This is a genomic window from Myroides sp. NP-2, assembly GCF_014145665.1.
Lineage (GTDB): Bacteria > Bacteroidota > Bacteroidia > Flavobacteriales > Flavobacteriaceae > Flavobacterium.
Genome location: NZ_JACHTD010000023.1, coordinates 1 through 14,598 on the forward strand (window position 1 = coordinate 1; position 14,598 = coordinate 14,598).

The window sequence follows — 14,598 nt, forward strand, 5'->3', positions numbered from 1 at the left end:
TTCGAACAGAGAAGTTAAGCCCGCTAGCGCAGATGGTACTGCCACATGGTGGGAGAGTATGTCGTCGCCCTTCTTTTGAAAGCCTGATTACGCAAGTAGTCAGGCTTTTTTTTTGGTTTACAGTGAACAGTACAGATGAGAATAATCAACACAGATTTCGTCGCTCTTTGCTCTTCGTTCGATGCTCGTTGTAAAGCACAATAATCTTACAAACCGCGCAAATAACAAATCGTAGTGTAGCGTAGATTCATCGAACACCAAAACCATTATAAACTAGGTGAGATAAACCGCGCAGATTACAAACCGTGCATAGAGCAAACCGCGCAAACCGCGCAACTAACAAACCGCGCAACTAACAAACCGCGCAACTAACAAATCGTAGATTCATCGAACACCAAAACAAATATAAACTAGGTGAGATAAACCACACAACCAACAAATCCCATATCAAACAGCTACTCAAACTCATACTGCTTTATACGTTTGATCTTACAACCATCGCAATTGGTCTTATTAAATTGGAGTATTAGCAATTATAATTTATCTAAATCCAAACTATTTATATAAAGAAAGGATTAATATCGAACAGTGATAACGAATTATAGTACTGATTTTCATCTTTTATGGATTATTGTTCAATTGGACTTATACGGGAAGCGAATCATAAAATTTATCATTTAATATTGTTCTCATTTCGAGTATTCCTAGTTAATTTTGTTTTAAATATTAATATTTTTGAATATTTGATTGTTTTTTGGCAAATTTTCTTAAATTACTCTTAGATATAGAGTGATCTGAGTTTTTTTTAGCTAAATAATGTGGAAAATGTATTATCTTTGAAAAAAAAGAAAATACTATCCAATTATATTGCTATGATTGATCGTTTAAAAAGTAGATTGAAAAGAGATATTCCCCGTGGAATTATATTCTTCATCGATATCCTGATCATTCTCTTTACTTATTTTATTTCTTTACTATTCCTGAGTAATTTTTATGGTACTTATGAAGTAGAGTTATTATATTTTAAATTACCAATTGTTTTAGGTTCTTATATCTTTAGCTTTTGGTTAGTCAAACCCTATCGAAGCTTAATTCGTCAGACATCAATTAAAGACATCGAATTAGTTTTTATCACTTGTCTTTTGGCGAGTGTCCTGATCACTATTCCTGCTGCATTGCAGCGCAATGGTGTTCTCTCTGGTGAACAGATGGATGATTTTGTTAGACAATCCTATTCCTTTATTGTTATGCATATGCTGCTCTCTGTGGCTATGTTGGTATGTGCTCGTTTATTTTATAGTCAGTTTTATCGCAGCTATATTTTAGATGTACGCAATGAAAAACGGGTGTTGATCTATGGTGCAGGGGATTCAGGTTTAATTACTCTCAATGCTCTTGCTGGAGATACTAAAGTACGTACACAAATAGTAGGTTTTGTCGATGACAACGAGAAAAAAGTGGGCCAACGAATCGCAGGTTACCGCATTTTTGGAAGTAAAGAACTCAGTACAGCTTTTGTACAACATCATCGAATTGACGATATCATTATATCTATTCAGAATATCCAACGGGAACGCTTAAATGAAATTGCGGAACACTTAGTAGAGTTACCAGTTAAAATTAAGATTATTCCTCCTGCTACGGATTGGTTAAATGGGAAGTATACGAATAAGCAAATTAAAGAATTGCGTATTGACGATTTGTTAGGGCGCAAGGCGATCAATTTGGATAATCCTATTATAGCAAATGAAATCCAAGGTAAGGTGGTTATGATTACAGGAGCAGCGGGTTCAATTGGAAGCGAAATTGCCAGACAAGTTGCCTTGTTTGATTTTAAATTGTTGATCTTGATTGATCATGCGGAATCTCCGCTCTATGATGTTCAACAGGCCATGGTTTCTCCACATCTAGATCGCATAGTTTATGTAGTGGGTAATATTCGAGAAGAATCGAATATGCGTGCAATTTTCGATCGTTATAGACCAAATTTAGTTTATCACGCTGCTGCATACAAACATGTTCCTTTGATGGAAACCTATCCTTATGAGGCTATTTGCACTAATGTCAAAGGCACGAAACATATGGCTGATTTAGCCGTTGCCTTTGATGTACAAAAATTTGTAATGGTATCAACCGATAAAGCGGTGAATCCCACCAACGTTATGGGGGCAACTAAACGAGCAGCAGAAATCTATGTTTCTAGTTTAAAGGGGAAAGGTAAAACTAATTTTATTGTCACCCGTTTTGGAAATGTTTTAGGATCTAATGGATCTGTTATTCCTTTATTCAAAAGGCAATTGGATGCTGGCGGACCTTTAACGGTTACCCATCCTGATATTACGCGATATTTCATGACTATTCCAGAAGCTTGTCAATTGGTATTAGAAGCATCAATCATGGGTAAAGGTGGTGAAATTTTTGTCTTCGATATGGGAAAATCTATGAAGATTATGGATTTAGCAAAGCGTATGATTCGGTTGAGTGGGTTCGTATATCCCGATGATATCGATATTAAGATTACAGGATTGCGTCCAGGAGAAAAGATTTTTGAAGAGTTGTTAGCCAATGATGAAAACACGGTCAAGACACACCATGAAAAAATTATGATTGCACAGGTGCGAAATCAGGATTTGGGTGAAGCAAAACAAATTATTGAAGCACTATGCCAAAGTGTATTAAATGAAGAATCCAAAGACGATATGATGTATCTAGTTACTGAACTAAAGCGAATTGTACCAGAATTCAAGTCACAAAACTCGGTTTTTGCTTCTTTAGATCAAACCGTTGTGTTTTAGAAAATATAGAAGAAAGCGGGTGTTCCAATGGAGCACCCGCTTTGTTTTTTAGATGTATTACTTTTGCCAAAGTTCTATGCTTTGGAATTTGATTTCTTTGATTGTATTTCCCTTTTGATTACCTGTAGGTTGTTCAAATACCACCCAGTACATCATGCGTTTTTTGCTGTCTGGGTTTGTATAAATGCAACTAAGTAAAGGGGATTCTGGGTTGTTTCCACTTCCGTTTTTATACTTCATTGGTGTTGTACAATATTGGCTTACTTCGTCCAAATTGACGTTATAGGCATAGGTAGGATTGCTATAATTCACTTGGTTTTGACTGTTTAGCGTATAGGTGCTTGAGAGTAAGAATTGCACACCAAAATACAATTGATCATCTCTTTTTAATTGTTCCACTGTAAAACGACTCTCATCAGCTTTAGTGAAGGGGATATAATACATGCGATCACCGTCAAAACCATCAAAAATACTATAGGATAAGTTGCCTATTTTTACTTCCTTGTCGTCGATATCCATCGTTTTGAGAAGGTTTTGTATTTTTAGTGTATCTGGATTTTTTGTGGTCATTTCATAGAGTAATTCACCTATTTTTTGTCCAAAACTTTGGCTTTGTGCGTTTGTTGTTATCGACATTGTGCATAGGGCAATTAGGGCTACTGTAGCATAGAGGTTTTTTCTTATCATAGCTTGAATCTTTAATATAGTATTAAAAATACAATTTTTTGAGCAGAAGAAAGCGGTAAATTTTATTTGTTTTCGTTCCAATAGTAGCTATCAGGATAGATTCGTTCGCCAAAGATGGCGGTTCCTACTCTGACGATTGTTGCTCCTTCTGCCACGGCAATTTCTAGATCTCCACTCATACCCATGGATAGTTCATTCATTTCCACGTTGTGTAAGTGGAGTTGTTTAGCTTGTTCTTGAACGTCTTTTAGTATTTTAAAACAGGCGCGAATCTTTATTTCATCTGCGCTAAACAATCCGATTGTCATTAGTCCTTTTATGTGTAAAGTATTTAATTTAGCTACCTCTTGAATGAGTTCAAGAGCGTATGCTGGTGCTACTCCAAATTTGCTATCTTCATTGGAAGTGTTCACTTGAATGAGGATGTCCATGGTTTTATTTTCTAAGGCTAATCGCTGGTGTAATTTGGTGGCTAGGTCCAAGCGATCCACAGAGTGAATACACGTAATGTTGTATTTGAGTATATCCTTGATTTTGTTAGTTTGTAGGTGACCAATGAAGTGATTGGTCGGATGGAGATCTAGTAACTCATCGTATTTTTCTTTTATTTCTTGTACTTTGTTTTCGCCTAGTAAGGTTTGACCAGCTTGGAGGGCTATTCGAATTCGGGCTGCAGGCACTGTCTTGGTAGCCAAAAGTAGTTTGACCTCTTTGGGATCTCTATTGTTGGCGATGCAGGCTCGTTCTATGCGTTGTAGAATGAGCGTTAAGTTTTCTTGAATGTGTGACATAGGAATAAAATTAAACAAAAAACAAAATTGGCGAAGCCGAGACTTCGCCAACAAACTAGACTTATTTCCACCAATTATAGTAGTTATGCACTCCATCGTATTGAAAATCACATTTCGGATAGAGATTATTACCAATGATGTTCGATTTTTCGGTTTCTAGCATTAAGCCACAAGCACCTGTTTCTTCACACCATTTTTTGCTGCGGTCAATCAAAGCTACTGACAACCCTTTTCCTCTGTAGTCTGGGTGTACAAATAGATCGCTTAACAACCATTGTTTTTGTAGCTTAATGTAGTGAAAAAGCTTGTACAACTGTACGAAACCAACTGCTTTGTTATCGTAAATAGCCAAGAAAATATCGGATTCACCATGGAGAAGTCGCTCTTTGATGAAATTTGTACTTCCTTGTAAATCTGATTCTTGACGATAAAAGATACGGTAAAGATTAAAAAGAGTTGCTGCTTCTTCTAAATCTTCTAAACTTGCTTTTTTAATTGTGTAATTCATCTTTAATTTTTCTTTTACGCAACAAAAGTATGGGCTATTAGGACTATCTTTGTGGTCCAGATATGTTATAATTAGTAGTCCACTATGATGCCATTTGAGAGAATAATATCGATTGACCGCAAGAGTAAGATTCCCATTTACAGACAGATTGCCATTTCTTTTATCAATGCAATTAGTCAAGGGGTAATCAAAGCAAATACACATTTGCCCAGTACGCGTGATTTAGCGAAGTTACTTGAGGTTCACCGCAAGACGATTGTTGCAGCTTATGAAGAGTTGGAGGCGCAAGATTGGGTGGTTTCTGTACCGCGAAAATACGTGGCAGTTTCAGCTAAAATTCCCCAGTTAAAACCGAAAAAATGGTCTGAGGAGTCAGCCAATGAATCCTCGTATACCACTGCTTTTCAGCCGGCGTTTAAACAAATTACTTCTCCTAAAATTAAAGAAATAGCTAGGCTGCCTTCTATCATTCTCGATGATGGATTTCCCGATGTACGACTTTCCCCCATTGACGATTTACTCAAAATCTACCGTTCGTATACGTCTAAGAAACACAGTATACGCAATGCTACATTTGGTACGGCCCAAGGCAGTTTGAAATTGAGGGAAATATTGGCTTCCTATCTGTCAGAAACTCGAGGATTAAACATAGAAAAAGAGCATATTTTAATCACGCATGGAGCGCAAATGAGTATTTATTTGGCGGCTCAATTATTGTTGGAACCTGGCGAATGTATTGTAGTAGGGCGGCCGAATTACGATATGGCGACTAAAGTGTTTGAACAAACAGGGGCAACTGTGCTTGAAGTGAATGTGGATGATAATGGTTTGGTGGTATCAGAAGTAGAGTCAATCTGCCAAAGTAAGCCCATAAAGGCGATCTACGTGATTCCACATCACCACTATCCAACAACTGTTACGCTGAGCATTGAGCGTCGTATGGCTTTATTAAAATTGTCTCAGCAGTACGGATTTGCCATCATAGAAGATGATTACGACTACGATTATCACTATGCGTCTTCTCCTTATTTGCCTTTAGCAAGTAGCCAGCATAGGGGACATGTTATTTATATAGGATCATTTTCTAAATTGTTAGATCCCTCTATACGCATTGGATTTATGGTGGCTCCATTTAATTTTATTGAACAAGGTGTAGCCTTGCGGAAACTAATTGACGTTGGGGTTGATGGCTATATGCAAAATGCTTTAGCTGAATTAATTCGACAAGGGGAATTAAAACGACATATTAAAAAAGCGAAGAAGTGTTATTTTTCGCGCCGGGATTATTTAGATGAGCTGTTGCGTTTGCATCTAGCTTCTTCTGTGGATTATACTTTGCTTTCGGGAGGTATGGCTATTTGGTTAACCTTGAAAAAACCGTATGTTATTGAGCAATTAATGACACATCCACAACTTGCTATTAAACGTGTAGATACCGAGCTAAACGCTTTTCGTTTTGGCTTTGCTTCGATGAATGAACAGGAGTTGGAACAAGCGGTATTGTTGTTGAAAACGATAATTGGAGGTGAGGGGGTAAAATAAAAAAAGACTTGGATTTTCCCAAGTCTTTTTTTGGTGTCAATCCACTGGATTAACAGTTGTTATTTTGCAATATCAATGAGGATTTTTACTTGAGAAGGGTTTTTTATTAAAGCTTCAAATCCTTGATCTACAATATTTTCTAGTTTGATTTTGCTGGTGATCAGCTTTTCTACAGGCATGCGTCCACTGTTGATTAACTTCATGGTTTGGGGGAAGATATTTCGGTATGCGATAACGCCTTTAACTGTAATTTCGCGCAATACTTGTTGTAAAGCGTCATGTTGTACAGGTTTGCCGAATAGGGCAACGAGTACTGCTGTTCCACCGTTTCTAACTAGGTTTAATCCAGTGTCAAAAGACGCTTGAACGCCTGCGCAATCTAAAAATACGTGAGGTCCTAAATGATCCGTAACCGCTTTTATCTTTTGGTGTAAATCGGGATCCGTGGCGTTGAATACGTGTGTTGCTCCAATTTCTTTTGCTTTTTCCAAGCGTTTTTCAGCGACGTCTGTAACGATAACAGTGCTTGCACCAGCGGCTAAAGCTGCTTGTGTACACAGTAGTCCGATAGGACCTGCGCCTGAGATGAATACTGTTTCTCCAAGTTGAACTCCACTTTGCATGACTGCATATACGGCTACTGCTGCAGGTTCAACCATAGCACCTTGTTCAAAAGTCATGGATTCCGGCATTTGATGAACCATATAGTCTTCCACAACTACGTAATGAGCAAAACCTCCATCACCTGCTAATCCAATAAAACCAAGATGTTCTCCCAAATTGTATTGACCTGCTGTTGTAAAAGGACTGTCGAAATTTTTATAAATGGGTTCTACTACGACGCGATCGCCTTTTTTCAGGTGAGTTACGCCTTCCCCTACTTCTTCAATGATACCTGAAAATTCATGACCTAATGTCGTTACGCCTTGGTGTCCATTAAGAGGGTATGGCGCGTCCATGGGAATCAATTGGGGACCGTGGTTATACTCGTGTAGATCGGATCCGCAAATACCAGCAAATTGTACGGCAATCTTAACTTGTCCTTTTTTGGGTTGTGGGATGACGATTTCTTCCACGCGTATGTCTTTGGCAGCATACCAACGTGCAGCTTGCATTGTTTTCATAGGTAGTTTTTTATATGTTTCTCTCAAAATTAAGAAAAGGTTGTTTATAAAATGCAACTTAGAAGTTAAAGGTATATAAATTAACGAGTGTTAAGAAATGAAGTTGAACAGTGTAGAACCACGTTAAAGGAAGAGGTGGTATTCTTGTGTTTTGCGATAAGACTTCGCAAGATTTAAGCGTAAAACTTAGGCAATTTTTCGTATTTTTGTTTGAATAAAAAAAGAAAGGTATGGCAACAGTAACATTAAAAAATAATCCATTTCACACGATTGGAGATTTACCAAGTATCAACACAGTAGCTCCAGGGTTTGAGTTAGTAGGAACTGATTTAGCAGTAAAAAAATTAAGTGATTTCGCAGGAAAGAGAATCGTTTTGAATATTTTTCCAAGTGTAGACACGCCTACTTGTGCTACATCTGTTCGCACGTTCAATCAAAAAGCAGCACAATTAGAAAACACCGTTGTATTGTGTATTTCTAAAGATTTACCTTTTGCGCAGACTCGTTTTTGTGGTGCTGAAGGAATTGAAAATGTAGTGATGTTGTCTGACTTCAGAACCGGAGCTTTTGGAAAAGCATATGGGTTGACTTTTACAGACGGGCCATTAGAGGGATTGTTATCCCGTGCAATTGCAGTAATTGACGAAAACGGTTCAGTTGTATATACAGAACAAGTAGCAGAAACTGCGAACGAACCGAATTATGAATTAGCTTTAGCCGCACTCTAGGCAAATAAGGTAATCTAGTAAGAGAAGATATTTTTACTAAAAGTTGTTTGTTCGATAGTCCAATACACGGCTTTTTTTAAAAATATCTTTTACTTTATTACATTAGCTAGAGAAAGAACGCTTATTTTATCAATTGCAACGAATAAATGGAAAGAGAAAGTAAATCGACAAAGAAGAAAAAATCCCCTATTGAAACTAAGAAATACGATACAACCATCTTAAAGAATTCGCGTTTTTTATTTTCTATCTTATTGATTATTATTGGTATATCCCTTACCCTGAGTTTTGTATCCTATTTTCTTTCTGGCATCGAAGATCAGAGTAATTTGGCAGAAATTGGAGATCGAGAAGTAGAGGTTCACAATTGGTTGGGGAAATTAGGAGCCTATTTGGGGCATGTTTTCATTTATCAAGGATTTGGATTGGCTTCTTTCTTTTTTGCTAAGCTATTAATTCACAGTGGAGTATATGCTTTCTTCGGCATTGCATCTCGCCGAATAAAAAAGGTTGTTTTTTGGGATTTAACTTCAATGATTTTATTGGGTAGTTTTCTAGGTTTCTTTTGGCAACAAAATCCATTGCTAGGAGGAACGGTCGGCTATGAAATTAATTTGTATTTGACAGATTACTTAGGTACAGCAGGGACTATTTTACTCATTAGTTTTGTTACACTTGTTTTTCTCTTGTTTCGCTATAAGTTATCGCCAACAAAGATTAGAGATTTTATATCATCATTGCCTGAAAAATTTTCTTCCTTTTCTGCCAAAACGAAATTGGACGACGCTAGGTTTGATCAGGATACACCTGTTGTAAAAGAAACAGGCAAAGAGGCTGTTGATAGTGCGCCCATGCAGGAAGAGCAGGAAGAAGATTACAGCATGATTTTACCGTCAGAAAAAGAGGAACTTGTTCCAGAAAAAGAAGAGATACAGAACACGGCATTTAACATTGATCACAAGAGTATAAAACCTACTATAGGGCATAGTTCCGAATTGAATTTACACCCGAAAATGGAAGAAACAGCTGCTGAAATAGAAGTAGGCAAAGGGGCTTCTGAATCGTTTGTTATTGAGGAGATCAAAGACGAAGGAACGGTAGAGGAAAATTTAGCAGCTCAATTAGTGCAAGATTTTGGAGAGTTTGATCCAACATTGGAATTGTCAAACTATCAGTTTCCATCTATTGACTTATTAAAAGATTATGGTACGGGTAGTATTACCATTAACCAAGAAGAATTAGAAGAAAATAAAAATAATATTGTAGAGACCCTGCGAAATTATAAAATCGATATTGCTCAGATTAAAGCAACTGTGGGACCTACGGTGACGCTATACGAAATTGTTCCAGAGGCGGGGGTACGCATCTCAAAGATTAAGAATTTAGAAGATGATATTGCTTTGTCATTAGCGGCATTAGGGATTCGTATTATTGCGCCTATTCCAGGAAGAGGAACCATTGGAATTGAGGTTCCAAATACAAATCCGTCCATAGTGTCGATGCGCAGTGTAATAGCATCGCCAAAGTTCCAAAGTGCAGAAATGGAATTGCCAGTTGCACTTGGAAAGACCATATCCAACGAAACTTTTGTTGTGGATTTGGCTAAAATGCCCCATTTATTGATGGCAGGGGCAACGGGACAAGGAAAATCTGTTGGATTGAACGCCTTGTTGGCTTCTTTGTTGTACAAGAAACACCCGGCTGAAGTGAAATTTGTATTAGTGGATCCGAAGAAAGTGGAGTTGACCTTATTCAATAAAATTGAACGTCATTACTTGGCGAAATTACCGGATTCTGAAGAGGCTATTATTACGGATAATACGAAAGTTATCAATACTTTAAATTCGCTTTGTATTGAGATGGACAATCGCTATAGTTTGCTAAAAGATGCCATGGTCCGAAATATTAAAGAATACAATGAAAAATTCAAACAACGTCGTTTAAATCCCGAAAATGGGCATCGCTATTTGCCTTATATCGTATTGGTAATTGACGAGTTTGCCGATTTAATTATGACGGCAGGAAAGGATGTTGAAACGCCAATTGCCCGTTTAGCGCAGCTGGCTCGAGCGATTGGAATTCACTTGATCATTGCAACACAACGTCCATCAGTAAACGTTATTACAGGGATTATTAAAGCCAACTTTCCTGCGAGAATTGCCTTTCGCGTGACCTCAAAAATTGATTCACGTACTATTTTGGATCAACAAGGAGCGGATCAGCTGATCGGTAGAGGGGATTTACTTTACACACAAGGGAACGATTTAGTTCGCGTACAATGTGCTTTTGTCGATACACCAGAAGTAGAGAAGATTACGGAATATATCGGAGGGCAGAAAGCCTATCCCGATGCTTATTTGCTTCCTGAATATGTGGGTGAAGAAGGTAGTGGTACAGATTTCGACATGGATATTAGCGAAAGGGATGCGTTGTTTAGAGAAGCTGCTATTGTTATTGTCAATGCCCAACAAGGGTCTGCTTCTTTATTGCAGCGCAAATTAAAATTGGGATACAATCGTGCAGGTAGAATTATCGATCAATTGGAAGCAGCGGGAATAGTTGGTCCTTTTGAAGGTAGTAAAGCCCGCAGTGTATTGATTCCGGATATCATAGCACTAGATCGCTTCTTTGAAGAAGAACAAAAAGATTTATTTAATTAACAAATGAGACTTACACATGAAAAAAATAGTATTGCTTTTATTGACTTGTAGTGCGATGGTGACCTACGGACAAAGTAGTCAACGCGCTAAAAACTATTTGGATGAAGTAAATAAAAAAATAGGGAGTTATACGTCAATTTCTATCGATTTTCACTACTCACAGATCGACGGAAAAACCGGAGATATCAATCAAGAGACGGAAGGACATATTGACCTAAAGCAAAACCTGTATCGTCTGTCTTTTATGGATATGACGCGTATTTTTGACGGAAAGAAGATTTATACAATTAGCGATGAGGATCAGGAGGTAACAGTTTCTAAATACGATCCCAATAAGATTGACAATGCTTTACCTTTGCAATTTTTATCGTTTTATAAAACGGGTTATGATTTGCAATGGGATATTGCTCAAAATATAAAAGGCAGAGAAATTCAATACATTAAGCTTATTCCAACCGATAAAAAATCTGGAATCAAAGAGGTTTTGGTAGGGGTAGATCACGCGACAAAGCAGATCTATAACAAAATTCAAGTAAACAAAAATGGATCGAAGTCTGTGTTAACGGTTAAATCTTTTAAAACAAATCAAAGTTTGTCGAAAAATCACTTTACCTTTACGAGCGCAGATTATCCAAATTATTACATCAATAACATAGATTAATTACGCTACGTGAAAATACTTGATCGCTATATATTAACCACTTTTATGTCAACGCTGTTTACAGTGTTTATCATTCTCTATTTTATTTTTATTTTACAAGGAATCTGGCTGTTCATCACTGAATTAGCGGGTAAAGACTTGGACTTTTTTATCATTGTTCAGTTTTTGCTGTTTTATTCCCCTAAGATGATTCCATTGGTGTTGCCTTTATCGGTGTTGTTAGCGTCGATTATGACCTTTGGTAATTTTGCTGAGCACTATGAATTTGCGGCAATGAAAGCGTCGGGTATTTCCTTAAAACGCGCGATGCAACCGTTATCTATCTTCATTGCGGTATTGGCATTTGTATCGTTTTGGTTTGCTAATGACGTTATTCCTAAGGCGGAGTATCGTTTTATCAACATGAGAAAAGAAATTCTACAAACTAAACCCGCTATGGCAATTGCTGCAGGTCAATTTAATGATGTAGGGTCGATTAATATTAAAGTAGATAAGAAAACCGGAGAGAAAGGGCAGTACCTAGAGAATGTGACTATGCATATTAAGTCTCAATCGGGTTATGACAATAAAGCTGTAATTCGTTCCGTAGATGGAGAATTAGCCTCGGACAACGAAACGAATATCTTGAATTTACACCTATTTGACGGCAATTACTATGAAGATATTGTGCCGAAAACAAGCGCACAAATTCGAAAAAAACCCTTTGTTAAAGTAGCTTTTGAGAAGTATACGATGAATATTGATTTGAATGCGCTACAAGATGATGGGACACAACGCGAAGAGATTAAAAATACGTATCATATGTTGAACATCAAAGAATTGTCGTATACGATTGATTCTTTGGAATCTTCTTTAGTGAAAGATAAAAGTTCAAATATAGACAACCTGATGGTGCGTTATAGTGATATTTACAATCCATATAGCTACAATACTCGAAAAAAAGGTCAAGTGAAAGATGGGGCAAAAGATAGTTTAGTTGTAAAAGAGAAGGTTATTGATATGCAAGGCGACTACTTAGCGTCTTTTTCAACCCATGCACAAGGACGTATTGTGCAATCAGCCATTGACTATACCAACAATATTTTGTTTACTACCGAAAGCAATGATACGTCTAGTCTAGCACAGATTAAGAAGATTAACGATCACTATTTGGCGCTTTACGACAAATTTGTTATTGCCTACTCTTGCTTTTTGATGTATTTCATTGGTGCACCTTTAGGGGCTATCATTCGAAAGGGAGGCTTAGGATTGCCGATTGTTTTTGCAGTAATTATTTTCATTATCTATCACTTTGTGAATACTTTTGGTAAGAAATTGGCACAAGAAGATGGAATACAACCGATTTTAGGTGCTTGGGCAGGTGCATTGATCTTAACGCCTTTGGCTATTTTCCTTACACTAAAAGCAACCAGAGATAATGGAGAGGTTAACTTTTTAGGGTTTTTCTATACCCTGGGTGATTTCGTAAAAAAGAAATTTACTAAAAAAGTAGATACAGAAGAAAAACAAACCATAGAATAACACACAAAAAAACACTTAATTATGTCAACGAATCACATTCAGCTACATACGATAGAAGAAGCTATAGAAGATATTAAAGCAGGAAAAGTTATTATTGTCGTGGATGACGAAGATCGTGAGAATGAAGGAGATTTTATAGCAGCAGCGGAGATGGCCACTCCGGAGATGATCAACTTTATGGCAACGCATGGACGCGGATTAATTTGTGCACCATTAAATGAGAAGCGCTGTAAAGAGTTAGATTTAAAACCCATGGTTCAAAACAATACAGTATTGCACCAAACGGCATTTACGGTTTCTGTAGATTTGATAGGAAACGGCTGTACAACGGGAATTTCTGTTCAAGATAGAGCAAAGACGATTTTGTCTTTAGTTGATGAAACTACAAAGCCAGAAGATTTAGGACGCCCAGGACATATTTTTCCTTTGATTGCAAAACAAGGAGGAGTATTGCGTCGTACAGGACATACTGAAGCAGCGGTAGATTTAGCTCGTTTAGCTGGATTTAAATCTGCGGGTATCTTAGTAGAGATCTTAAATGAGGACGGTACGATGGCTCGTTTACCCCAATTAGTTGAAGTAGCGAAGAAATGGGATTTAAAAATCATCTCTATTGAAGCCTTGGTAGCTTACCGCATGAAACACGATAGCTTGATCGACAAAAAAGAAGATTTTGAAATTGAAACTCGTTTTGGAACATTCCGTTTGCGCGCATACCAACAAATTACAAATAAACAGATTCACATCGCCTTAACAAGAGGAGAGTGGCAAGAAGAGGATGCGGTTTTAACGCGTATTAATTCGATGATTGGCAGTAACGATATCTTAGATGCGTTAAGTGGAAAATTAGATGTGCGTATTGAAGCTGCATTTAATAAAATAAATGAAGAAGGAAAAGGAGCTATTTTATTCATTAATCAAGATGCACAAAATATTAGTTTATTGCGTCGATTGAATTTCATTAAAGAGCACTTAGGGGGAAAATTAGATATGGATACACCTAAATTACCAGGAGATGAGAAAGACTTTGGTATTGGTGCACAGATATTACACGATTTAGGTATTACTAATATTCGCTTAATGACGAATTCAGAACCAGAAAAGCGTGTGGGAATGATAGGCTATGGTTTAGAAATTTCAGATTACGTGATGTATTAAATAAGCGATTGTGAGTGAGTTAGGTTTGTGTTGTTTTATTTATCAAAAAAAATATTTTTTCTTTTTTGTATAATTGAAAATACGCGTTATATTTGCACTCGCAATACGGAAGTAAAGCAGACCACAGGAGAAATGGCAGAGTGGTCGATTGCGGCAGTCTTGAAAACTGTTGACTGTAACAGGTCCGGGGGTTCGAATCCCTCTTTCTCCGCAATAAACACTGATACTTAATCAGTTAAAGCATAAACACCCAATTTTACACCCAAAAATGTAAAGTTGGGTTTTTTAATTTAGGTTACAAAAAATCTAATGGACTTGGTGTCGATTTCTTATCTACATCTGTAATATGAGTGTAAATCATGGTTGTTCTAATATCACTATGCCCTAATAATTCTTGTACAACCCGAATGTCAATTCCGCTTTTTA

General features: G+C 37.2%; 12 protein-coding genes and 1 tRNA gene. 8 read left to right on the top strand and 5 right to left on the bottom strand.

Annotated elements, in window-relative coordinates; all coding sequences use genetic code 11:
- The first annotated feature begins 836 nt into the window (after positions 1-836).
- Positions 837-2,795 (top strand): nucleoside-diphosphate sugar epimerase/dehydratase, encoded by a 1,959-nt coding sequence (locus H4K35_RS14975; RefSeq protein WP_255492496.1) that lies wholly within the window; start codon positions 837-839, stop codon positions 2,793-2,795.
- 57 nt (positions 2,796-2,852) lie between these two features.
- Here H4K35_RS14975 and H4K35_RS14980 read toward each other — a convergent pair whose 3' ends face one another.
- From H4K35_RS14980 to H4K35_RS14990, 3 genes are all read right to left on the bottom strand, one after another.
- Entirely contained in the window at positions 2,853-3,482 is a 630-nt protein-coding gene (locus tag H4K35_RS14980; protein WP_182628735.1) for a hypothetical protein, read from the bottom strand.
- Between the two features lie 62 nt (positions 3,483-3,544).
- A complete protein-coding gene (locus H4K35_RS14985; protein WP_182628736.1) occupies positions 3,545-4,273 on the bottom strand; it encodes a YggS family pyridoxal phosphate-dependent enzyme in 729 nt (242 codons plus the stop codon).
- 61 nt (positions 4,274-4,334) lie between these two features.
- A complete protein-coding gene (locus H4K35_RS14990; protein ID WP_182628737.1) occupies positions 4,335-4,781 on the bottom strand; it encodes a GNAT family N-acetyltransferase in 447 nt (148 codons plus the stop codon).
- 84 nt (positions 4,782-4,865) lie between these two features.
- On the opposite strand from H4K35_RS14990, the gene H4K35_RS14995 reads away from it, so the two are divergent.
- The gene (locus H4K35_RS14995; protein WP_182628738.1) at positions 4,866-6,323 is read left to right on the top strand and encodes a PLP-dependent aminotransferase family protein; all 1,458 of its coding nucleotides are present in this window, start codon (positions 4,866-4,868) and stop codon (positions 6,321-6,323) included.
- A gap of 59 nt (positions 6,324-6,382) precedes the next feature.
- On the opposite strand, the gene H4K35_RS15000 is transcribed toward H4K35_RS14995, so the two are convergent.
- Complete coding sequence (locus tag H4K35_RS15000; RefSeq protein WP_182628739.1) at positions 6,383-7,447, bottom strand: 2,3-butanediol dehydrogenase; 1,065 nt, start codon at positions 7,445-7,447, stop codon at positions 6,383-6,385.
- 230 nt (positions 7,448-7,677) lie between these two features.
- Here H4K35_RS15000 and tpx point away from each other — a divergent pair, with 230 nt between their 5' ends.
- The 6 genes from tpx to H4K35_RS15030 all read left to right on the top strand — a co-directional run bounded on the left by tpx (position 7,678) and on the right by H4K35_RS15030 (position 14,383).
- On the top strand, positions 7,678-8,175 hold the full coding sequence (gene tpx / locus H4K35_RS15005; protein WP_182628740.1) for a thiol peroxidase: 498 nt from the start codon (positions 7,678-7,680) through the stop codon (positions 8,173-8,175).
- A gap of 146 nt (positions 8,176-8,321) precedes the next feature.
- Positions 8,322-10,832, top strand: a complete 2,511-nt coding sequence (locus H4K35_RS15010) for a DNA translocase FtsK (protein WP_182628741.1) — start codon at positions 8,322-8,324, stop codon at positions 10,830-10,832.
- 16 nt (positions 10,833-10,848) lie between these two features.
- Positions 10,849-11,493 carry an outer membrane lipoprotein carrier protein LolA gene (locus H4K35_RS15015; protein ID WP_182628742.1) on the top strand — a complete coding sequence of 215 codons (645 nt, stop codon included), beginning with the start codon at positions 10,849-10,851 and terminating at the stop codon, positions 11,491-11,493.
- Between the two features lie 9 nt (positions 11,494-11,502).
- Positions 11,503-13,014: an LptF/LptG family permease gene (locus tag H4K35_RS15020; RefSeq protein WP_182628743.1), complete on the top strand. Its 1,512-nt coding sequence runs from the start codon at positions 11,503-11,505 to the stop codon at positions 13,012-13,014.
- 21 nt (positions 13,015-13,035) lie between these two features.
- Positions 13,036-14,172, top strand: coding sequence for a 3,4-dihydroxy-2-butanone-4-phosphate synthase (gene ribB / locus H4K35_RS15025; protein ID WP_182628744.1), 1,137 nt, complete (start codon positions 13,036-13,038; stop codon positions 14,170-14,172).
- 126 nt (positions 14,173-14,298) lie between these two features.
- Positions 14,299-14,383, top strand: a tRNA-Ser gene (locus H4K35_RS15030).
- 84 nt (positions 14,384-14,467) lie between these two features.
- Here the strand turns inward: H4K35_RS15030 and H4K35_RS15035 are convergent.
- On the bottom strand, positions 14,468-14,598 hold a 131-nt coding region (locus tag H4K35_RS15035; protein ID WP_182626303.1), incomplete at its 5' end, for a tyrosine-type recombinase/integrase.

Coding starts and splice junctions, on each gene's coding strand:
- H4K35_RS14980 (WP_182628735.1), bottom strand. CDS start 3,482: ATGATAAGAAAAAACCTCTATGCTACAGTAGCCCTAATTGCCCTATGC.
- H4K35_RS14985 (WP_182628736.1), bottom strand. CDS start 4,273: ATGTCACACATTCAAGAAAACTTAACGCTCATTCTACAACGCATAGAA.
- H4K35_RS14990 (WP_182628737.1), bottom strand. CDS start 4,781: ATGAATTACACAATTAAAAAAGCAAGTTTAGAAGATTTAGAAGAAGCA.
- H4K35_RS14995 (WP_182628738.1), top strand. CDS start 4,866: ATGATGCCATTTGAGAGAATAATATCGATTGACCGCAAGAGTAAGATT.
- H4K35_RS15000 (WP_182628739.1), bottom strand. CDS start 7,447: ATGAAAACAATGCAAGCTGCACGTTGGTATGCTGCCAAAGACATACGC.
- tpx (WP_182628740.1), top strand. CDS start 7,678: ATGGCAACAGTAACATTAAAAAATAATCCATTTCACACGATTGGAGAT.
- H4K35_RS15010 (WP_182628741.1), top strand. CDS start 8,322: ATGGAAAGAGAAAGTAAATCGACAAAGAAGAAAAAATCCCCTATTGAA.
- H4K35_RS15015 (WP_182628742.1), top strand. CDS start 10,849: ATGAAAAAAATAGTATTGCTTTTATTGACTTGTAGTGCGATGGTGACC.
- ribB (WP_182628744.1), top strand. CDS start 13,036: ATGTCAACGAATCACATTCAGCTACATACGATAGAAGAAGCTATAGAA.